Source organism: Rhodococcus phenolicus (assembly GCF_001646785.1).
GTDB lineage: Bacteria > Actinomycetota > Actinomycetes > Mycobacteriales > Mycobacteriaceae > Rhodococcus > Rhodococcus phenolicus.
In genome coordinates, this window is sequence record NZ_LRRH01000004.1 from 1 (window position 1) to 19,709 (window position 19,709).

The following is a 19,709-nucleotide window of genomic DNA, read 5'->3' on the forward strand; positions in this document are numbered from 1 at the left end:
CGTCGTCGCACCACGGTTGCGGGACCCGGGCGAGTTCCCACGGCATGTACGGGTCGGCGGTCGCGAGGAGCACGCTCGGCGGACCGCCCGTAGCGGACGCCGCGGTCTCGAGCGCACGCCACACCGGATCGGGGATCGCCTCGGCGATGCGCAGGCCGACACCGCGCAGGTAGTAGGGCAGGTCCGTGTCGTCCGCCCGATCCTCCACACCGGTCATCAGCTGACGCACGGTCGTCGCCACCGTCGCCGGGAGTTCCGCGCCGACGAACTCGCCGTCACCGACCGTGGGGTGTGGCGACCGGAAGTACCACAACAACCGACGCGGCCCGCCGGCGTCGTTGCCTGGCGCAACCAGAAGTTCCAGGTCGGGCCGCGTTCCCGGGTCGGTCGGCAGAACCCAGTCGGCATCCGGCCGGGCCGGCTCGGCGACGACCGGGCCGTCGCCGACCAGCACGGACCGGGTGGCGATGCCGATCGTACGGCCCTCGATCGCGAACACGGCGAGGACGCTGCGCGCCTGTGCGAGGGCCGGATCGTCGACCGCGCGCAGGCGGATCACGTCGTACGCGTACGGATCGTCGGGGCCCACCGCGATCGTGCGGATCAGGGAACCGCCGAGGACATCGAACCCGTCCGCCAGCACAGTCACCGTCAACGTGAATCCGGTGTCGGGGACCGCGAGGGGGCTCGGGCTAATCACTCCGCGACCGGGTGATTCCGCGATGCCCACCCGCAGTTCGAACACGTCACCCGGGGCCACTCCGTCGGGGGCGTCGAGCCGTGCAAAGGCAGTGCGGGTGCCGCCCGTGGGTTTCGGTGCCGCAGTGGATTCGAGGACTCGGTAGTCCGGAATCTCCTCTGCCGTTGCCTGTTCCGGAGTCTTCCGCCGCGCATTCGTCCCCGGATCGGCGAAGAGGACGCCGAGGGCGCGAGTCAGTGCGTACACGAACATCCGCACCATCCGGGCCAGGAGACCGGCCATCGAGTGGCCGGTCTCCGGTGCGCGCTCCTCACCACGGGTAGGCATCGCGGATGAACTCCTTGTCCGTGTCGGACAGTTCCGAGTTGAGATCCGCAGAGAACCCGTCGGTGGTCCACCGGGCGGGAATCGGATACATCATGATCGAATCCGGGTCGGTCGGGGTCGCCGACACCGAGCGCGGATCGTACCGTTCGAAGATGTTGTGCTCGATCGTCTCCGGGGGCCAGTAGTTGGGCGGACCCGACAGGTCGGCGATGACCGCGCGGCGATTCCAGGCGATCGGCCGATCCGGATTCTGGTGCTCGTGGATGAGCCCGAGCGCGTGCCCGAACTCGTGGAGCACCACGCGGCGCACCTCGTCGTCCGGTGAATCCGGGGTGAGCCACCCGTAGTTCATGGTGCGTTCGGACGGCGAGATGCGCCGGCACTGCGTTCCGAGGTACGACCAGGACCCGTCGCCCTGCTCGAATCCGACCCGCACGTCCGCGGGACCCGAATTCACGAAGTGGAAGGACAGATTCGCCATCTTCTCGCCGGTCCATTCCTCCGCGACGGCACGGACGCGTCGTCGAAGGTCCGGATCGCCCTCGAGGAATCGGACGGTCACCCGATCCCCGACACCCCATTTCGTTTCCTTCAGCAGTGCGGCCCTCGTCTTCGCGGCGGCCTGTGGCGGCAGCACGAGTGAGCAGAAGTGTCGGGCATTGTTCTCGGTCATGGTTTTTCCTCGATGAGTTCTCCGGCGGGACACGAATCACGCCGGTTTCGGCCAGGGGATATGGGTTTCAGGGATTCAGGTTGACGATCGTGTTCTTCCCTCCGGTGTCGACCTGCCGTGTGCCCACGCGGCCGATCGCGGCTGTCGATCCGAGTTGGAGACACGAATCGAAACTGTTGCGATAGACGTACATCGGGCCGAAGTTGCCGACCCAGCGCGCGCCGTCGCCGGCCTCGGCGTAGAAGCACATGTACCGGTTGTCGGTGTTGAGCACGTGCGCCATCTGACCGGGCGCGATGTTCCACCATCCTCTTGTTCCCCAATTGCCGTGCTGTCCACAGGTTCCGGGGCTGAAGAACATCACCGCCACCGACACAGTGGCGGAATAGTTGTTGCGAAAGCGAATCTCCATCGTCGGTCACCCTTCCGATGCATACTGGCGGATCAGGTCGGCGACGGACGCCGTGGGGATGTCACCTTCGCTGCGCGGCGCAAGTGCCTGCGCGCCCTCCTCGGACGGGTCACCTGCGACACCGGCCGAGTCGTCGAAACCGACACTGTGGTCGATCTCCGTTCCGGCGAACACGGGAGCGCCGAAATCGGCGGTGGGTTCCGGTTCGCGAGAAGAACTTCGGGAGTCCGTCATGGTTCCTCCTCGTCGGGACTGTGCGGACCCCCAGTCTGTGCCGGTCCGGTACCGGCGGTCACGAGTAGCGCGCTACCTGTGTGCGGAGGTCACCTCCCCTCGGCACCGTCGAGGACGTGCCGGGGAACGTGCGTAGTCGGACAGCGACGAGTTCGCGTCACGCTGATTCTGATCATGGCCGGTGAGGACCGAATGCGGAATCTTCTCGGAAGACCCCGCGCGACAGGAGCCCATCGTGACCGAACCACTCGAACTGAGTACCGACGTTCTCGTCATCGGCGGAGGGCCTGCCGGCACGTGGGCGGCGTTGCGTGCCCGCCGGGCGGGGGCAGAGGTGGTGCTCGTCGACAAGGGATACTGCGGAACCAGTGGCGCGACAGCGCCGTCGGGCACCGGAGTCTGGTACGTGGCGCCCGAGGAGGCCGCGCGGGAACAGGCCAAGGCGAGCCGGGAGGCCCTCGGTGGCCACCTGGCCGATCACCGCTGGATGGACCGGGTGCTCGACCGGACGTACGAGAACATGAACCTGCTCGCCGACGAGGGCCGGTACCCGTTCCCCGTGGATCCCGACACCGGGCAGCAGATCCGCACCGGCCTGCAGGGCCCGGAGTACATGCGACGGATGCGTGCCTGGATCACACGTGCCGGCGTGCGGATCCTCGACCACTCACCGGCGCTGGAACTGCTCGTCGACACCGACGGGCAGGTGCGCGGCGCCACCGGCTACCGGCGACAGGACGACCGCGACTACCGGATCACCGCCGGTGCCGTCGTCGTCGCGAGCGGAGGCTGCGCGTTCCTGTCCGGCGCGCTCGGCACCAACGTGGACACCGGCGACGGCGCGCTCATGGCCGCCGAGGTCGGCGCGACCTTCTCCGGCATGGAATTCGCCAACGCCTACGGGATCGCGGCGGCCGGCTCGACCGTCACCAAGACCGCCTACTACGGGTACGCGACGTTCTTCCACGCCGACGGGCGCGTCCTCGAAGGGGCGGGCTCGTCGAAGGGCCGGTCGGTGATCGCGCGGACCCTGCTGACCGAGCCGGTGTTCGCGCAGCTCGACCGCGCCGACCCCGCGGTGCAGCGGAAGATGCGTGCCGGTCAGCCCAACTTCTTCCTGCAGTTCGACCGGCGGGGCATCAACCCGTTCACCGACCGGTTCGAGGTGACGATGCTCGCCGAGGGCACCGTCCGCGGTACCGGCGGCATCGACCTCGTCGACGACACGTGCGCGACGTCGGTACCCGGTCTGTTCGCGGCCGGTGACGCCGCGACCCGCGAACGGATCTGTGGGGGCTTCACCGGCGGCGGCAGCCACAATGCGGCGTGGGCGATGTCGTCGGGAAGCTGGGCGGGAACCGGAGCGGCCCGTTTCGCGCGTGGCGTCGTGCCCGTGCCCACCCGTGAGCTGCGTCCGGCGGGCCGCGCGGGGCTGCGTCCGGCCGGTCGAGCGACGCTCGAGCCTGCGACGGTGCTCGCCGCGGCCCGCGACGAACTGATCCCGGTCGAGAAGAATCTGCTGCGCGACGGCGCCCGACTGCACGCGGCTCTCGACCAGCTCGAACGACTGTGGGCGGACGCGGCACGGGGTCTCAGCGCCTCCACCGGCGACGAGCGGGTCCGGGCGCGGCAGGCGGCGGCGATCACCGCCGTCGGGCGCTGGATCTACCATTCGGCGCTGGCCCGCACCGAAACCCGCGGCATGAGCAAGAGAGCCGATCATCCCGATCTCGATCCGGGCCAGCACCACCACATCCTCACCGGCGGCCTCGACACGGTGTGGACTCGAACCGGTGCGGTGCGGAACTCGGCGCTGGTGGCGTCGTGATCGAGCTGCTGATCGCCGACGCGTGCATCGGCTGCGACAAGTGCGTCGCCGCGTGCCCCACCAACGTGTTCGAACGGACCGCGACCGGCGTCCCGGTCATAGCCCGTCAGAGCGACTGCCAGACCTGTTTCATGTGCGAGGCATATTGCCCGACCGACGCACTGTACGTGCATCCACAGTCCACACCGGTGTCCGCCGACGACCTCGACACCGAACACATCGGCCGGTACCGGGCCGAACTCGGCTGGGGACACGGTCGTGTCTCCGGTGCTCGTAGAGCGGTCGGGCCGACGCTGCCGCACGGACCGTTGCCGCCGCGGCTGCCCGCCGCGGTCCTGCGGAGCGGGCCGGCGTGACTGGGCCGAGGGTCGCGGTCCTCGGCGCCGGTGGACGTGCGGGTGCGGCGGTGACGAGAAAGCTCCTCGCGGACGGGTATTCGGTCACGGCACTGGTGCGGTCGAGCGCACGGCACCCGTGGTTGACCGCGAGCGGGGTCGCCGTCGTCGAGGGGGACGCCACCGACCCGGGCGATGTGGCCCGCGCTGTCGCCGATGCGGATGCGGTCGTCAACGCGGTGACCCCGTTCTCCGCGCCACCCGCATCGTTCGACGGGTTCGACGAGTCGTTCTACGAGCGGGTGCTGGGCGGGATCCTCGCCGCGGCACGCTCGCCCGCGGTGCGGATCGTCACGGTGGGATTGTTCGCGAATCTGCAGTTGCCGGACGGTCGTGCCGTGTCGGCCAATCCGGGGATCTTCCCGGACTTCCTGGCGCCCTTCGCCCGAGCCCACGCGCGGGAACACGCGGTGCTGTCGCAGGCGGACCCGTCGCCGGACTGGCTGATTGTCACCCCGCCCGCGGGTCTGTCATCCGACGCGGCCGGGACCTCGCCGTACACGCTGACCGATTCCGTCGTGGACCCGGAATCGCTCGGCGCAACGTTGTCGTACGAGACGCTCGCGGCTGCCGTCGCCGACGAGATCGTGCGGCCGACCGTCCGGCGGCGTCAGGTGCTCGTCCTGCCGTCGACCTGATTCGCGCGGGCGGCATTTGATGACCGCGTCCCCAGGGTTCGGATCGTGATGAGCGAAACCCTGGGCCCGTGCGTGGTTCTGGTAGCACCGACTACCAAAATCACGCACGGGGGGAGGGGTGCGGGAGTTGCTCGCGCAGCGTGGCCAGCCCGGGGCCGGTGAGATCGTCACAGTAGGCGGCGCGGCCCGCCATCGCCATGACGAGCGCAACGGTCGGGCCGGTGGCGAGCGGTCCCGTGCCCGAGGTGAAGGGACCGTCGGTCGCTTCGAGGCGCAGGCCGTCGGCGGTGGTCCTGCTCGGGACCGCGAAGTCCTTCCGCGCGTAGAACCGGGCGACCTCGGTAAGGGTGGAACTCGGTGGGACGGTGGTGATGCCGAGTGGGCGACGGATGTCCTGGGCATGCACGACGACCTCGCCGAGCCACGCGGCCGTCGGCCCGAGCGGTGCCGTCGTGCTGGTGCGGACCCGGCGGAACCGTGCGAGTGTCTCCTCGGGCGTGGCACCGAGCTGATCGGCGAGACGTCGCGCGTTGTGGCGGTCGAAATCGAACCGGGCGCCGATGACGCTGGCGAACCAGCGCGCCGGGCCGATGCTCGCGGCGGCGGTCAGATGGGCCAGCACTTCCTCGACGGACCACTGGCCGCACAGCGACGGCTGCTTCCATTGTTCCGGTGTCAGCGCGGACAGATCGTCGGCGAGTGCAGCCCGTTCGGCATGGACGGCCGACCAGAGCGGGTCTCGGTTGCGCGGCATGGGTCCGATGGTGCCCGACCTCACCGACATCCGCTGCTCATGCCCCGTGCGTGCTTCTGGTAGCGGCCGCTACCAGAAGCACGCACGGGGCGCGGAGCGCCACGTCAGGTCGAGAGGATGGTGGCGGCGGCCGTGCCGGGAGCGCCGTAGAGCTGCGCGAAACCGACGCGGGGTGTGCCGTCGACCTGGCGGTCGCCCGCCTCACCGCGAAGCTGCCGTACCAGCTCGTGGACCTGCCGCAACCCGGATGCGCCGATGGGTTCGCCGTTCGCGATGAGGCCACCGTCGGTGTTGACGGGCAGGCGGCCGTGGATCTCGGTGTGGCCGTCGGCGATCAGCTTCTCCTGGTCGCCGTCGGCGCAGAACCCGGCCTCGGCCATGTGAATGACCTCCGCGCCGGCATCGGTGTCCTGCAGTTGCACCACATCGACGTCCGCGGGCGCGATCCCGGCGGCTTCGAACGCGGCACGCGACGCGTAGACGGTCGGGGCGGCGTCCTCGTCGACGGGTGCGAACGTCGTGTTGACCTCGTAGGCTCCGTAACGCCGCGTCCGGATCTCCACCGCCCGCACATAGACGGGGGTACGGGTGAAACGGTGCGCAAGGTCCGCCCGGCACATGACGACCGCGGCGGCGCCTTCGTCGGGAGCGCAGAACATGTAGTGCGTCAGCGGATAATTCAGCATCGGGGAGCCGAGGATCGTGTCCTCGTCGACGGGCTTGCGCCGGAACGCATTCGGATTCAACGCTCCGTTGCGGTAGTTCTTCGCCGCGACCTTCGCGAGAGTGCGTCGGGAGATGCCGTGGTCGTGCAGGTACCGGTTGGCTTTCATCCCGAAGAACTGGGTGGTGAGGTACTGGCCGTTCTCCCCGTACCACTTCGGCATCCCGACCAGGGTGGGGTCGACGGTGAAAGCCCCGCGCGGATGCTTGTCCATCCCGATCGCGATGCCGATGTCGAAGCGGCCCACCCGGATCGAATCGGCGCACACCTGGGTGGCGCTCGCCGCGGTCGCGCACGCGTTGAACACGTTCGTGAACGGAAGGCCGGTCAGACCCAGCGACCCGACGATCTCGTCGGGGTTGGCGATCTCCCAGCTGCCGCCCACGGCGAACTGCATGTCCTTCCACTGCACTCCCGCATCGGCGAGCGCCGCGTGCACGGCGTCGGCACCCATGTCCATCGCGCTCTTGCCGTCGAACCGGCCGAACGGGTGCAGTCCCACTCCGATGATGGCGACATCGTTCATGTCGGGCACTTCTCCTCGTCGTTCGGACCGAGTGGGTCAGATTGTGCGGAACGCGAATGTGACGGTTTCGGTGCCGTCGTCGCCGACGGCGATCGGCACCATGGTCAGCTCGACCTCCATGCCGAAAGCCAGTCGGTCCGGGTCGTTCTCGGTCAGGCGTCCCTCGACGCGGACGACGTCACCGAGCTGAACCAACCCGACGCCGAACGGGGTGAACATCTCTGCCGTCTCCCGGCCGGCGTAGGGCGGGCCGGGGAGGAAGCCCTGCGTCGTCCACGACACGAGGGTGCCGCGCCGCGGCAACGTGGTCTCGGCGACGTTGCCGGAACTGCATCGCGGGCACCGGCTGTGTACGGGAAACGCGACGGCCCCGCAGTCGCTGCAGCGGCTGCCGATGAGCTGCGGATCCGGCGCGGGCCAGGTGGAGATCTCGGGTGCCAGGGCCTTGGGCATCGGCGGTTCTCCTTCGTCGCGGGGCGGTGCGATCCGAACGTCGACGAATATACGGTAAGCCATACAGTAAAACCATCCTGGGGTGTGGTTGCCCCGGATCGGGAGAAGCGCCGTCCAGCCGGACACCGCACGTCGTCGACTCGGATTCACCACATGGTTGCCAGCCGGATGCTTCGGACGCTTAACTTCACGGACGCGCGTCCGGATTCCGGAGAGGAGCTTCTATGACGTTCCGCAGGTGTGCAGGGGTGGCCGCGATGATCGTGGCGACGACGATGACGGTCTCGATGCCGTTCGCCTACGCAGATCCGGTCGTGCCCGCGGCCCCCGTGGCCGAGGCGTTCACCCTGCCGGAACTGATCGGACCGTATCCGTCGGACCTTCCTGCGCGGGGCACCTACATCGGTGTGCTCGACGGCTTCACCGAGATCCGCGACACCCGCCCCGACCTGATCCGGAGCAATCTCGACCTCGGCGTGGAGATCAACAACGCCGCGACCCCACTCGAACAGCAACGCGCCCTGTTCGATCACAATCACGACCGCCTGCTGTCTCTGTCCGACGGTCTCGGTGACGGACTCGGCGCCCTCTTCCGCACCGCGCTCGACGACCACCGGCTGCCGAAGGTACAAGCTCTGCTCGCCGGCGACATCGCCCGCGCCGGCGGCATCGCGAACTCGACGCTCCTCGAGAAGGAACACTGGAGCAATCCGAGGCCCTTCGAGCTCGCACCCGAACGTATCGTCGCCTACCGCGGTGACGGCATCAGCGGCGCCGCCGACCCGTTCGCCGAGGTGTACGGCACCGACTCGTACCCATCCGGGCACGCGGCGCAGGCGTACTGGAAGGGAATCCTGCTCGCCGGCATGCTGCCCGAACTGGCACCGCAGATCCTCACCCGCGCCTCCGAGATCGGCAACGGACGCATCGTCCTGGGCGTGCACTACCCACTCGACATCATGGGCGGTCGCATCATGGGCCAGGCGGCCGCAGCGGACCGGCTCAACGATCCGGCGTTCGCGCGACTCCTCGACGAGGCCGGAACGGAACTACGTGCCGTTCTCGAAGCTGCGGCCGGCATGCCGCTCGGCGACTACATCGCCACCGACCGCCCGTACCGGTCCGCGGACACGGCCCGCGCCGAGTTCACCGAGCGTCTCACCTACGGCTTCGAACAGCTCCACCCCGATCTCGTCAACGACATTCCCGCCGAGGCCGCGGTGCTGTTGCGCGCGGTCGCGCCGGAACTGACCGACAGGCAACGCCTGGACGTACTGCGGCGGACGGCGATCCCCGCCGGCTACCCGCTCGACCGGACCGGCCCCGACGGCGGCTGGCTGCGCATCGACCTCGTCGCCGCATACGAGGCGGTCGGCGCGCGCTGATCCACGGACTCGACCTCACCCACGAACTCACCTCCGACGAGATCGCCGGGGTCGCGACGCGATCTGATCCCCCCGCCCTCGGGTGATGGGAACCTTCAGCCGGTCAGACCGAATATCGGTTCCCATCACCCGATCTACTGCAGGTCCTGCTTCAGGGCGTTCACGACCGCGGTGACCGGGCCGTCCCCGTCGGAGGTGGGGATGTCGCTGTTGACCGTGGCCACCAGGATCGTGCCCGACGCAGGCAGATAACCGGCATAGGTGTTGTAGCCGGGGAGTTCGCCGGTGTGCTCGAGCCATCCGTTGTCGATGCCCCAGCCGAAGCCGTACGCGCGCTCCGGAGTAGCCGGTGGAACGTCGTAGTTGAACGATTCGAGCCGGTACTGCTGGGTTTCGGGTCCGAGAATGCCCTCGCCGGTGCCCAGCGCCTTCGCCCAGCGCTGCAGGTCGTCGATGGTGGAGATCACCGCTCCGGCCGCCCAGCCCCACGACGGGTTCCAGTCGGTGGCGTCGGCGGTCTCCCCGTCCGGCTGACCCTGTTCGGTGATGCCGGACAGGTGCGGCTCAGGGAACGCCGCGTCGGCGGGCAGGGACGTCTCGGTCATGCCGAGCGGACCGAACAGGTTGTCCTGGAAATAGTCGGCGAGGCTCTGCCCGCTGACCTGTTCGACGACGAGTCCCAGCGCGACGTAGTTCGAGTTGGAGTATTCGAACTTCTCGCCGGGCGCGAAGTTCGGCGGATCGCCGCGCACCACATCGAGAAGCTGCTCCGGGGTCCACGGGGCATCGGGGTCGGCGAACAGCTTCTGCTGGAATCCGGGGTCGAAGGTGTAGCTCGGAATGCCGCTGGTCATCGTGGCGAGCTGGTCGAGTGTCGCGATGTCGCCGTTCGGCAGGCCCGGCACGTATTTGCCGATCGGGTCGGTGAGTTCGAGCCGGCCGTCCTCCCACAGTTGCAGGACGGCGGTGGCCGTCATCGTCTTGGTGAGACTGCCGACGCGGGTGTGGTCCTCGGGTGTCGGCGGGCGCTGGTCGTCGACCCCGGCGACGCCCGCGGTCCCGGTCCATTCCCCGTCGGGCCCCACGACCCGTGCGACGATGCCGGGGAACCCGATCTCACCGTGCAGGCTGTCGATGGTCTCCTGCAGACGGTCCGCCAGCGCGGTGTCCGCGCTGTCCGCGGACGCGGAGGTGGTCGTCGTCGAGGTGTCGGTGTCGCTGGTGCAGGCGGGAACCAGGACGACGAGGGCGGCGGTCAAGGCGATCGGGAGTCGGCGCATCGGGCCTCCGGTGTATCGGTTCTGCTGTGTCGGCTCTGCTGTATCGGCTCTGCTGTACGGGATCGTCCGGGCGAACTGAGGAAACGTGGCTCGGCCAGTATGCGTCCGCCGCGACCGGCTTCGCGGGTGATCACCGAATCCGCCCGCGCCACCGCGGCCCCGTCCTACCGTGGGGCGACGGATCGGAGTTTCGATGAAGCCGCTCATACACGTATCGCAGCACGTGCGTGACGCGGTCGCCGCCGGGCGACCTGTCGTCGCACTCGAATCCACCATTTTCACGCACGGACTGACTCCGCCCCGCAACCTGGAGGTCGCGTTCGAGGTCGAGCGGAACCTGCGCGATGCCGGTGTCGTACCCGCGACCGTCGGAGTGGTCGGCGGCGTCCCCATCGTCGGGTTGTCGGCCGGGGAGATCTCCGCGCTCGGATCGGAGGCGGGAGTGGAGAAACTCGGCGTCCGCGATCTTCCGGTCGCCGCGGCGAAAGGGCTGTCGGGTGGCACGACCGTCGCCTCCACCGCGGTCCTGGCCCATCACGCCGGCGTGCGGGTGTTCGCGACCGGTGGCCTGGGCGGGGTGCATCGGGGCGCGGCGACGACGTTCGACGAATCCGCCGACCTGACGACGCTGGCGGCGGTGCCGATTCTCGTCGTCAGTGCCGGCGTGAAGTCGATCCTGGACGTTCCGGCCTCGCTCGAACGTCTGGAAACCCTGGGTGTTCCCGTCGTCGGGTATCGGACGCGGCGGTTCCCCGGGTTCTATGTCCGCGAGAGTGGTTGCGCGATCGATTATTCCGTGGAATCGCCCGTCGAGGTCGCGGCGATCGCCGACGCCCGCGATCGTCTCGGCACGAAATGCGCCGTACTGCTGGTCAATCCGGTGGCCGAGGAGGACCAGCTCGACCCGGAACTGCACGATCGGGTGCTGCGCGAGGCAGTGCAGGCCGCCGAGGCCGCGGGGATCACCGGCAAGGCGACGACCCCGTTCCTGCTCGACCACCTGCATCGCGCCACCGGGGGACGCAGCCTCGACGTGAACGTGGCGGTGTACCGCGCGAACGTCGCCCTCGGCGGCGCCGTGGCCGCGGAACTGGTGTCCCGGTGACCGGGCACTGGGTGCTGCACGTCGACCTCGACCAGTTCATCGCCGCGGTCGAGGTGCTGCGCAATCCGGCGCTGGCCGGTCGGCCGGTGATCGTCGGCGGCCGCGGCGACCCGACCGAACGGGGTGTGGTGTCCACCGCGTCCTACGAGGCCCGCGAGCACGGCGTCGGATCGGGGATGCCGTTGCGGGTCGCGGCACGCAAGATTCCCGACGCGGTGTTCCTTCCCGTCGATGCGGACGCCTACAACGAGGTCTCGGACACGGTGATGGACACCCTGCGCGGGCTCGGCGTCGTGGTCGAGGTGCTCGGCTGGGACGAGGCGTTCCTCGGTGCGGACACCGACGATCCCGAGTCGGTCGCGCGGACCGTGCAGCGCGCGGTGTTCGACGCGACGGGACTGCACTGCTCGGTGGGCATCGGCGACAACAAGCTCCGCGCCAAGATCGCCACCGGGTTCGGCAAGCCGCGCGGCATGTTCCGGCTCACCCGGGACAACTGGTTCGCGGTGATGGGGGAGCGCGGCACCGACGCGTTGTGGGGTATCGGGTCGCGCACCGCGAAGAAACTCGACGCGCTCGGCATCCGTACCGTGCGGGAACTCGCGGCCGCTTCGGAACAGGACCTGGCGGCTCGGTTCGGACCGAAGACCGGACCGTGGCTCGTCGGACTCGGCCGCGGGGTCGGCGGCACCACGGTGACGGCCGAACCGTGGGTGGCGCGGTCACACGGGCGGGAGGTGACGTTCCAGCAGGACGTCGACGACTGGGCGCAGGTCGCCGAGCATGCCCGCCGGCTCGCCGCGCGCGTCACCGACGACATTCGTGCCGAGCAGCGGCCGGGGGTGCGGGTGGAGGTCAAGATCCGGTACGCGCCGTTCACCACCCACACCACCGCCCGGGCGCTGCCCGATCCGACGCTGGATCCGCAGGTCGTCGCGGACGCTGCGGTCGCCCTGCTCGACCGGTTCGATCACAGCCGGCGGGTGCGGCTGCTGGGGGTGCGGGTCGTGATGACCGATCCCGTGAAGGACTAGCGAGCCGTCCCGTAGAAGCGTTCGACGCGAATGCGCAGCAGCAGCCGCCGGTCGGTGACCATCGCCGCGCGGAACTCGTCCCAGTCCGGATGTTCGCCCTGTACCTGCCGATACAGTTCGACCAGCTGCTCGACGGTGTCGTCGTGCGGGAGCGCCGCGACCGGGGACAGTTCGGCGTATCCCTCCGCGACCGCGTAGGACCAGCCGTCGTCCGAGTCGGCGAACACGCTGATGCGGGGGTCGCGGCGCAGGTTGCGGGTCTTGGCGCGGCCGTCGGTCACCGACACGGAGAACGTCCGGGTGCGGGTGTCGTAGTGGGCCGCGACATTCGACAGCTGCGGCCGCCCGTCACGTTTGAGGGTGACGAGCGTGACGACTTTCGTGGTGGTGAACAGCGCTTCGAACGGATCGGCTGCCGGTGCCATGCGGACAGCCTAGTGGCCGGGTGTGCCGCCCTTCCGGTGAGCGGCGGAATACGCAGTGCGTCATACGGTTTCGAGCGACGCTCCGATGAGCTCGGCGAGTTCGCGCGGCGCGTCGCCGTGGACCGAATGACCGGCGCCCGGAACGGCGAGGATGCGCGCGGCCGGATTGCGGCGTCTCACCTCGTCGACGTCGGCGTCGGTGACGAAACGTGATGCGCCCCCGCGGATCAGTGTCAGGGGAACCTGGATTCCGGCGAGATCCTCCCACAACGGGGTGGTGTCCCGGCCGCTGTCGTGCCGGTCGTACCGCCACACCCACCGGCCGTCGGGTCGCTGCCGGGTGTTGTGGACGACGCCGCGCCGGATCGACGCCCGCGACCGCTGGGGCGAGGCGGCCGCCGCGAGTTCGACGATCTCGTCGAATGAATCGAAGCTGTCCGGACCCTGGATCAGGGTGGTCGCGCCGCGTTCCGTGCCGGTCATCTCGCGGTGCCGCTGCGGTGCCGACGGCGTGACGTCCACGATGATCGCGCGGCGCACCAGTTCCGGGACGATCGCGGTGAGCCGGATGGTGGTGAGCCCACCCAGGGATGCGCCTACGACCGTCTCCGCGTCGGGTGCCCATCGGCGGACGGCGTGCGCGACCGCGTCGGCGGTCGTCCAGGGTGAGTAGTCGCTGTCCGCGCGCCACGACGAATGCCCGTGTCCGGGCAGGTCGACGGCGAGGGCCGGCAGGCCGAGCGCGAGGATCAGCGAGTCCCACGTGTGGGCGTTCTGCCCCCGGCCGTGGAGGAAGACCACACGCGGGCGCTCCGTGCCCCATTGCAGGGAGCTGACGTGGAGGTCGTCACGGATCTCGGTGCCCACGCGCTGCACGATCGGCACGGCCGTCGGTTCCAGGCCGAGGTCGGCGGCGGTCTCGGGCAGCAGTGCGAACTCGTCGTCCGAGCGTTGCGAGGCCATGAATCCCTTTCTGCGCCCGCGGCACTGTGCCAGGGTCGCCGGCAGACCTAGATCATATTTTCTCCCGGTCGATCCGGTGCGCCAGTTGTGGACGAGCACAGACATCGGGGACGCGATTCTCGTCGCGGTCGGAAACGACGCGGTCCTCGTGGCGGTCAGGGGACGCGGAATCCGCGGAACGCCACCCGGGCGCGCGGCCGGAAGCCCAGCCGGGTGTAGAGCGCGATCGCGCTCGCGTTGCCGTCGACGACGTGCAGGAACGCGCCGTCGCCGCGCGCCGAGATACGTGCGGCGAGGGTCCGGACCAGTCTGCCGGCGTGACCGTGTCCGCGCGCCTCGGGCGCCGTACACACGGCGCTGATCTCGGTCCATCCGGGCGGTTGCAGTCGCTCACCGGCCATCGCGATCAGCGTGCCGTGCTGCCGGATCCCCAGATAGGTGCCGAGTTCGGGGGTCCGCGGCCGGAACGGGCCCGGTCGGGTTCGTTCGACGAGCTCGAGCATGTCCGCGCGATCCGAGGGGCCGAGTTCGACGAGTTCGGTGCCCGTGGTCAGGCCGGTGTCCGGCGCACCCGCGTCGGACGCGGTGACCGGCGGAGCCACCATCTGCAGCCCGTCGACCGCGAAGACCGGTTCCCAGTCCGCCGGCGGCTGCGCGCGGCCGCTGAACAGGTCGGCGAGGGCGCCGGAACCGAGCAGCCGGGCCAGATCCGCCCAGTCACCGGGCTCCGGCTGTGCCGGCACCGAGCAGAACGTCGCCACCTCGGAGCAATAGGTCGCTGCCCGGCCGATCCGGCGGGACAGGTGCGCGTGGTGGCCGTCGAGGGATGCCTCCACCGGGTGGTCGAGAGCAGCGACGTCCGCGACCGGGACAGGGCTGCTCGGGCGGCTGGGCAGGTACTTCTCCGGTGACATGATCCCGACCTTCTCATCTCGCCGTGGCGGCGGTTCCGGCGGGTGATGGCCAAACCGCCGGTACGCGCGCGTGCGCGCACCTAAAATCGAAAACTGCCAGAGACCCGTGATCGCCGTGAGGTACCGGCATGGCCGACGACACCGAGCACGCCCCGCACCGGCAGCACCGTCTTCCGGCCGTCGTGGACGGACTGCTCGACAGTCCGCTCGCCGGCCTCGCCCCGTGGATCGTGCTGGCGGTGTTCGAAGGGCCCGGCAGCATCGCGTGGGTGGCGGCGGTGGCCCTGGCACTGTCGGTGGTGTTCGTCGTCCTCGACCTGGTCCGTGGCCGGTCCCTGAAACTGCTGGGCGTCGTCGACGTCGTGTTCTTCGCGGCGTTGCTGATCACCCATTTCTCGCTGAGCGTCGACAACCAGTTGTGGCTGGAGACGTGGATCGGTGAGATCGCGAACATCACGCTCGTCCTCATCGCCGCCGGATCGATGCTGGCGCGGATGCCGTTCACGATCCAGTACGCCCGGGAGCAGGTCGATCCGCAGTATTGGGATTCGCCGGTGTTCCTGCGCACCAACTACGTGATCACCGGGGTCTGGGCGCTCGCGTTCCTGGTCGCCGCGGTCGCCGGGTGGATCGGCGACGCGGTGCTGCACGACGACGACAACCTGTGGACGGGATGGCTGATCCAGGTCGCGGCGATGGTCGCCGCGATCAAGTTCTCCGCCTGGTATCCGGACCGGGTGCGCGCGCGGGTCGGTGATGCCGCGGGATGAAGGCGGGCGTCAATCCTGATCGTCGAGGTAGAACAGCACCAGGGTGACGGCCAGGATCAGTGCGGGAACCCACGCGGCGCGCCCGCCGATCCACTGGGCGACGAGGGCACCGAAGATCGCCCCGCCCGCGAATGCCGCACAGATCGCGGCGTACACGGCGGTGTGCCGGCGGGCCACCGGATCGTGGTCGACGAACCCACGGAACCAGGCTTCGGTGAGCCGCATCAGATTTCCGGTGGTGGCGATGGACATGTAGGTGAGGTCGCCGATCGTGCGGTACAGCCCCATCTGCAGCGCCGCGACGAACGCAATGGGCACCGTGACCGCCGCGGCGTGGACACCGGCCGGCAGGAACCCCACGATCACGAGGATGACGGCCTGCAGGCCCGTCGCCCACCTCAGTGGGCGGGTGACACGACGTTCGATACGGCCGGTCTTGACGAGCATCGCGACGCCGATACCGGCGAGGAACGCGAGGATCGGATACAGGTGGGCGAGCGTGGCGCGCCACTGCGCCTCGGCGAGATCGATACCGCCCAGGATGACGTTGGCGGTCTGCGTGTTCGCGAAGACTCCGTCGCGAGTGATGAACGTGTAGGCGTCGAGATAGCCGCCGACCAGCGTGAGGACCAGCGCGAACCGTAGGGATGTCGAGGTCTGCGTCGCCATGAACCGGGTTCCTCCGCCGGGGTGCTCAGACCACGGTAGTTCGGCCGTCGCGGCGCCTGCACGGTTTTCGATGACCGTCCAGGGTACGGACCGCGCCGATCCGAATTCTTCACCGCGACCGGCCGGACGGGGGACCATGGACCCCGGTGTGTCCGTGCTCGCGGACACCGGTCGACGAGAGGCGCAGCCCATGAGTGTCACCGACGAGTACCTCGAGAACAACAAGAAGTATGCCGAGACCTTCACCGGCCCCCTGCCGTTGCCGCCGAGCAAGCACGTCGCGGTCGTCGCCTGCATGGACGCCCGGCTCGACGTGTACCGGGTGCTGGGGATCCGCGAAGGCGAATCGCACGTGATCCGCAACGCCGGTGGTGTCGTGACCGACGACGAGATCCGATCTCTCGCGATCAGCCAGCGGTTGCTGGGCACCCGCGAGATCATCCTCGTCCACCACACCGACTGCGGCATGCTGACATTCACCGACGACGACTTCAAGCGCTCGATCCAGGAGGAGACCGGCATCAAACCCGCCTGGTCGGCGGAGGCGTTCCCCGATGTCGAGGAGGACGTGCGCCAGTCGCTGCGGCGCATCGAGGCCAGTCCCTTCATCACCGCGACCGAATCGTTGCGCGGCTTCGTCTTCGACGTCGCCACCGGCCTGCTCACCGAAGTCACCCGGGACTGAGGCGGCGCCGTGGCGACGTACGTGCTGCTGCCCGGCGCCGGATCGGACTCGTGGTACTGGCATCTGGTGGTTCCGCTGTTGCAGGAACTGGGGCACACCGTGATTCCCGTGGACCTGCCGTACTCCGACGCCGCTGCCGGACAGTACGAGTACGCGGATGCCGTGGTCGCGGCGACCCGGGACGCGGTGGGCCCGCTGGTGCTGGTCGGACAGTCCATGTCCGCGTTCACCGCGGTGATCGCGGCGGAGCGCCTGCCCGTCGACCGGCTGGTTCTCGTGGCGCCGATGATCCCGGCTCCCGGTGAATCTCCCGGCCGGTGGTGGGGTGCGGTCGGGCAGGAACAGGCCAAACGCGCTCGAGATGTCGCGGACGGCCGTGATCCCGACGCGCCGCTGGACCCGCGCGAGTTGTTCTTCCACGACGTGTCCGCCGAGATCGCCGAGGAAGCCTTCGCCCACGACGGTCCGGTGCTGTCGGATTCGGCGTTCGAACCGCCGTGGCGCGCCGACCGCTGGCCGGACGTTCCGGTGCGGGTCGTCGCCGGCCGGCACGACCGCCTGTTCCCGCTCGACCTGATCCGACGGATCTCCCGCGAGCGGATCGGCGTGGAACCCGATGTCGTCGACAGCGGGCACCTGGTGGCACTCGCGCGGCCGCGTGAACTCACCGAGCTGCTGGTCACGCCGGTCGCCGACGGCCGCCACCGGGCGTGACCGTCAGCGTCCGTCACCGTTGCCGGTGAAGGTGTGCTGGGCCGCGAGGGCCTCGGGCATCGGCTCGTGACGCAGGTAGCCGCGGGCGAACTCGGCGGTACCCTGCGTCAGCGCGCGCAGATCGACGGGATAGCGCGCCAATTCGAGTTCGGGGACCTCGGCGCGCAGCAGCGTCATGCCCTGCCCGGCGTTCTCGGTGCCCAGAACCCTGCCGCGCCGGGCCGAGAGGTCGCCGAGGACCGCGCCGAGATAGTCGTCGGGCAGCACGACCTTCACCGCGTCGACGGGTTCGAGCACCCGCATCGTGGCGTGGGCGGCGGCGTCGCGCAACGCGAGTCCCGCAGCGGCTTGGAACGCCGCGTCCGACGAATCGACCGAGTGGGCCTTGCCGTCGACGAGCGTGACCTTCACATCGACGAGCGGATGCCCGGTCGCCACGCCCTTCGTGGTCGCCGTGCGCACGCCCTTCTCGACGGACGGAATGAACTGGCGGGGTACGGCGCCGCCGACCACGTGCTCCTCGAACCGGACTCCGCTGCCGACCGGCAGCGGCTCGACCTCGATGTCGCACACCGCGTACTGGCCGTGCCCGCCGGACTGTTTCACCAAGCGGCCGTGGCCGTTGGCGGCGCCGGCGAAGGTTTCGCGCAGCGCGACCCGGTAGTCCACGACATCGACGTTGACCCCGTGCCGGGTGCGGAGCCGGTCGAGGACGACCTCCGCGTGGGCCTCCCCGGTGCACCACAGCACCAACTGGTGTGTGTCCGGATTGTTTTCGAGGCGGACCGCGGGATCCTCGGCGGTCAGGCGGGCGAGGGCCTGCGCGAGCTTGTCGTCGTCGCTGCGGGTGTGCCCCTCCACGGCGACGGGCAGCAGCGCCTCCGGGAGCGGCCACGGGTCGAGCAGGACCGGATGGTCCGGGTCGCACAGGGTGTCGCCCGGCACGGCGCTGCCGAGCTTGCCGATGCACACCAGGTCCCCGGCGACGGCGTCCGCCACGGGACGTTGCTGCTTGCCGAACGGGCTGGTCAGCGTGGGGACACGCTCGGTGGTGTCGTCGGTGTGGCCGGGACCGCTCAACCGCACGAACGTGTCGGGGCGCAGCGTGCCGGAGTAGACGCGCACGAGGCTGATGCGCCCCACGTACGCGTCGCCCGTGACGCGCACGACCTGCGCGGCCAGCGGTGCGTCGGCGTCGGCGGCCGGTGCGCCCGGCCGCCGGTGCGTCGGATCGGGGAACACCGCGGCGATCAGGTCGAGGAGTTCGGCGGCGCCGACCCCGTAATCGGTCGCGGCGGATGCGGGATGCAATGCGCACGAAACCATTTCGCGTCGCATACCGTCGGCGAGCGAGTCGGTGTCGAGGGTCTCGCCGGCGAGGTACCGCTCCATGAGCGAATCGTCCTGCCCGGAGATCGCCTCGACGAGGCTCTCGCGGGCCTGCGCGAGATCGGGTGTCTCACCGGGGTCGCCGTAGCTGCGGCCGAGCAGCACGTCCACCGACCCGCACGGGCGGGCGCCGTCGTAGGCCGGCACGAACACCGGGCGCAGCGTGTCCGGACCGAGGCCGAACGCGTCGTGGCATTCGGTGAGCATCTCCTCGTATCCGCTGCGCGCGATGTCGAGCTTGGTGACGACGATGCCGCGGGGAAGGCCCGCGTCGGCGCATTCCCGCCACAACGCCCGGGTCGCGGCGCTGATCGGGTCGGTCGCCGAGACGACGAACACCGCCGAGTCCGAGGCGCGCAGTGCGGCGCGCACCTCGGCGTCGAAGTCGGGGTGGCCCGGAGTGTCGATCAGGTTGATCTTGATGCCGTTCCATTCCAGGGGAATCACGGCGAGCTGCACCGAACGGCGGTGCTGCTGTTCGATGGGCTCGAAGTCGGAGATGGTGGTGCCGTCCGCGGTGCGGCCCGCCCGTCCGATCGCACCGGCGGCCAGCGCGAGCGATTCGGCGAGGGTGGTCTTGCCGACCCCGCTGCACCCGATCAGAACGACGTTGCGCAATTGGTCCGGGCGTTCGACGACAGGCGCCCGTTCGGTTCGCGCCGAGGTGCGGTCGGGCATCGGAGGTCTCCTCCCGTGGCATCCGTGCCACCGC

The 19,709-nt window shown here is 69.6% G+C and carries 22 protein-coding genes; 9 read left to right on the forward strand and 13 right to left on the reverse strand.

What is annotated here, in order from left to right:
* The 4 genes from A8G15_RS01400 to A8G15_RS01415 all read right to left on the reverse strand — a co-directional run.
* Nucleotides 1–1,027, reverse strand: a 1,027-nt coding sequence (locus A8G15_RS01400) for a hypothetical protein (protein ID WP_211270096.1), incomplete at its 3' end; no start/stop codon positions are given.
* Nucleotides 1,011–1,700, reverse strand: coding sequence for a M12 family metallopeptidase (locus tag A8G15_RS01405; RefSeq protein WP_068154635.1), 690 nt, complete (start codon nucleotides 1,698–1,700; stop codon nucleotides 1,011–1,013). The genes A8G15_RS01400 and A8G15_RS01405, both read right to left, overlap by 17 nt.
* 67 nt (nucleotides 1,701–1,767) lie before the next feature.
* Complete coding sequence (locus A8G15_RS01410) at nucleotides 1,768–2,112, reverse strand: DUF1036 domain-containing protein (protein WP_068154637.1); 345 nt, start codon at nucleotides 2,110–2,112, stop codon at nucleotides 1,768–1,770.
* Between the two features lie 6 nt (nucleotides 2,113–2,118).
* The gene (locus A8G15_RS01415) at nucleotides 2,119–2,346 is read right to left on the reverse strand and encodes a hypothetical protein (protein ID WP_068154639.1); all 228 of its coding nucleotides are present in this window, start codon (nucleotides 2,344–2,346) and stop codon (nucleotides 2,119–2,121) included.
* A 235-nt stretch (nucleotides 2,347–2,581) separates the two neighbouring features.
* On the opposite strand from A8G15_RS01415, the gene A8G15_RS01420 reads away from it, so the two are divergent.
* Genes A8G15_RS01420 through A8G15_RS01430 form a run of 3 tightly spaced genes read left to right on the forward strand, consistent with a single transcriptional unit; the run spans nucleotide 2,582 to nucleotide 5,207 of the window.
* Nucleotides 2,582–4,174, forward strand: a complete 1,593-nt coding sequence (locus tag A8G15_RS01420; protein WP_068154641.1) for an FAD-dependent oxidoreductase — start codon at nucleotides 2,582–2,584, stop codon at nucleotides 4,172–4,174.
* A complete protein-coding gene (locus tag A8G15_RS01425; protein WP_068154697.1) occupies nucleotides 4,171–4,530 on the forward strand; it encodes a 4Fe-4S dicluster domain-containing protein in 360 nt (119 codons plus the stop codon). Before A8G15_RS01420 ends, A8G15_RS01425 begins: the two co-directional genes overlap by 4 nt.
* On the forward strand, nucleotides 4,527–5,207 hold the full coding sequence (locus A8G15_RS01430) for an NAD(P)H-binding protein (protein WP_068154642.1): 681 nt from the start codon (nucleotides 4,527–4,529) through the stop codon (nucleotides 5,205–5,207). Before A8G15_RS01425 ends, A8G15_RS01430 begins: the two co-directional genes overlap by 4 nt.
* A 100-nt stretch (nucleotides 5,208–5,307) precedes the next feature.
* Here A8G15_RS01430 and A8G15_RS01435 read toward each other — a convergent pair whose 3' ends face one another.
* The 3 genes from A8G15_RS01435 to A8G15_RS01445 form a co-directional block, all read right to left on the reverse strand.
* The gene (locus tag A8G15_RS01435; protein WP_068154644.1) at nucleotides 5,308–5,961 is read right to left on the reverse strand and encodes a maleylpyruvate isomerase family mycothiol-dependent enzyme; all 654 of its coding nucleotides are present in this window, start codon (nucleotides 5,959–5,961) and stop codon (nucleotides 5,308–5,310) included.
* 104 nt (nucleotides 5,962–6,065) lie between these two features.
* A complete protein-coding gene (locus tag A8G15_RS01440; RefSeq protein WP_068154698.1) occupies nucleotides 6,066–7,211 on the reverse strand; it encodes a thiolase family protein in 1,146 nt (381 codons plus the stop codon).
* Nucleotides 7,212–7,247: 36 nt separating this feature from the next.
* Nucleotides 7,248–7,664 (reverse strand): Zn-ribbon domain-containing OB-fold protein, encoded by a 417-nt coding sequence (locus tag A8G15_RS01445; protein WP_068154700.1) that lies wholly within the window; start codon nucleotides 7,662–7,664, stop codon nucleotides 7,248–7,250.
* 224 nt (nucleotides 7,665–7,888) lie between these two features.
* Between A8G15_RS01445 and A8G15_RS01450 the strand changes: the two genes are divergently transcribed.
* The gene (locus A8G15_RS01450) at nucleotides 7,889–9,049 is read left to right on the forward strand and encodes an acid phosphatase (protein WP_068154646.1); all 1,161 of its coding nucleotides are present in this window, start codon (nucleotides 7,889–7,891) and stop codon (nucleotides 9,047–9,049) included.
* 134 nt (nucleotides 9,050–9,183) lie between these two features.
* On the opposite strand, the gene A8G15_RS01455 is transcribed toward A8G15_RS01450, so the two are convergent.
* Nucleotides 9,184–10,329, reverse strand: coding sequence for a serine hydrolase domain-containing protein (locus A8G15_RS01455; RefSeq protein WP_068154647.1), 1,146 nt, complete (start codon nucleotides 10,327–10,329; stop codon nucleotides 9,184–9,186).
* A gap of 193 nt (nucleotides 10,330–10,522) precedes the next feature.
* Between A8G15_RS01455 and A8G15_RS30375 the strand changes: the two genes are divergently transcribed.
* A complete protein-coding gene (locus A8G15_RS30375) occupies nucleotides 10,523–11,434 on the forward strand; it encodes a pseudouridine-5'-phosphate glycosidase (RefSeq protein ID WP_068154649.1) in 912 nt (303 codons plus the stop codon).
* Nucleotides 11,431–12,468 carry a DNA polymerase IV gene (locus A8G15_RS01465; RefSeq protein ID WP_245687677.1) on the forward strand — a complete coding sequence of 346 codons (1,038 nt, stop codon included), beginning with the start codon at nucleotides 11,431–11,433 and terminating at the stop codon, nucleotides 12,466–12,468. Before A8G15_RS30375 ends, A8G15_RS01465 begins: the two co-directional genes overlap by 4 nt.
* Here A8G15_RS01465 and A8G15_RS01470 read toward each other — a convergent pair.
* The 3 genes from A8G15_RS01470 to A8G15_RS01480 all read right to left on the reverse strand — a co-directional run bounded on the left by A8G15_RS01470 (nucleotide 12,465) and on the right by A8G15_RS01480 (nucleotide 14,770).
* On the reverse strand, nucleotides 12,465–12,893 hold the full coding sequence (locus A8G15_RS01470; RefSeq protein ID WP_068154655.1) for a PPOX class F420-dependent oxidoreductase: 429 nt from the start codon (nucleotides 12,891–12,893) through the stop codon (nucleotides 12,465–12,467). The genes A8G15_RS01465 and A8G15_RS01470 overlap by 4 nt on opposite strands.
* Nucleotides 12,894–12,953: 60 nt before the next feature.
* Nucleotides 12,954–13,856, reverse strand: coding sequence for an alpha/beta fold hydrolase (locus A8G15_RS01475; RefSeq protein ID WP_068154657.1), 903 nt, complete (start codon nucleotides 13,854–13,856; stop codon nucleotides 12,954–12,956).
* A gap of 155 nt (nucleotides 13,857–14,011) precedes the next feature.
* On the reverse strand, nucleotides 14,012–14,770 hold the full coding sequence (locus A8G15_RS01480) for a GNAT family N-acetyltransferase (RefSeq protein ID WP_068154659.1): 759 nt from the start codon (nucleotides 14,768–14,770) through the stop codon (nucleotides 14,012–14,014).
* 128 nt (nucleotides 14,771–14,898) lie between these two features.
* Between A8G15_RS01480 and A8G15_RS01485 the strand changes: the two genes are divergently transcribed.
* Nucleotides 14,899–15,540: a hypothetical protein gene (locus A8G15_RS01485; RefSeq protein WP_211270097.1), complete on the forward strand. Its 642-nt coding sequence runs from the start codon at nucleotides 14,899–14,901 to the stop codon at nucleotides 15,538–15,540.
* 9 nt (nucleotides 15,541–15,549) lie between these two features.
* Here A8G15_RS01485 and A8G15_RS01490 read toward each other — a convergent pair whose 3' ends face one another.
* Nucleotides 15,550–16,209: a YoaK family protein gene (locus tag A8G15_RS01490; RefSeq protein WP_068154703.1), complete on the reverse strand. Its 660-nt coding sequence runs from the start codon at nucleotides 16,207–16,209 to the stop codon at nucleotides 15,550–15,552.
* Between the two features lie 190 nt (nucleotides 16,210–16,399).
* Between A8G15_RS01490 and A8G15_RS01495 the strand changes: the two genes are divergently transcribed.
* A complete protein-coding gene (locus A8G15_RS01495) occupies nucleotides 16,400–16,894 on the forward strand; it encodes a beta-class carbonic anhydrase (protein WP_068154705.1) in 495 nt (164 codons plus the stop codon).
* 9 nt (nucleotides 16,895–16,903) lie between these two features.
* On the forward strand, nucleotides 16,904–17,608 hold the full coding sequence (locus A8G15_RS01500) for an alpha/beta fold hydrolase (protein ID WP_068154661.1): 705 nt from the start codon (nucleotides 16,904–16,906) through the stop codon (nucleotides 17,606–17,608).
* 3 nt (nucleotides 17,609–17,611) lie between these two features.
* Here the strand turns inward: A8G15_RS01500 and A8G15_RS01505 are convergent, their stop codons facing one another.
* On the reverse strand, nucleotides 17,612–19,675 hold the full coding sequence (locus A8G15_RS01505) for an elongation factor G-like protein EF-G2 (protein WP_068154664.1): 2,064 nt from the start codon (nucleotides 19,673–19,675) through the stop codon (nucleotides 17,612–17,614).
* Nucleotides 19,676–19,709 lie beyond the last annotated feature (34 nt).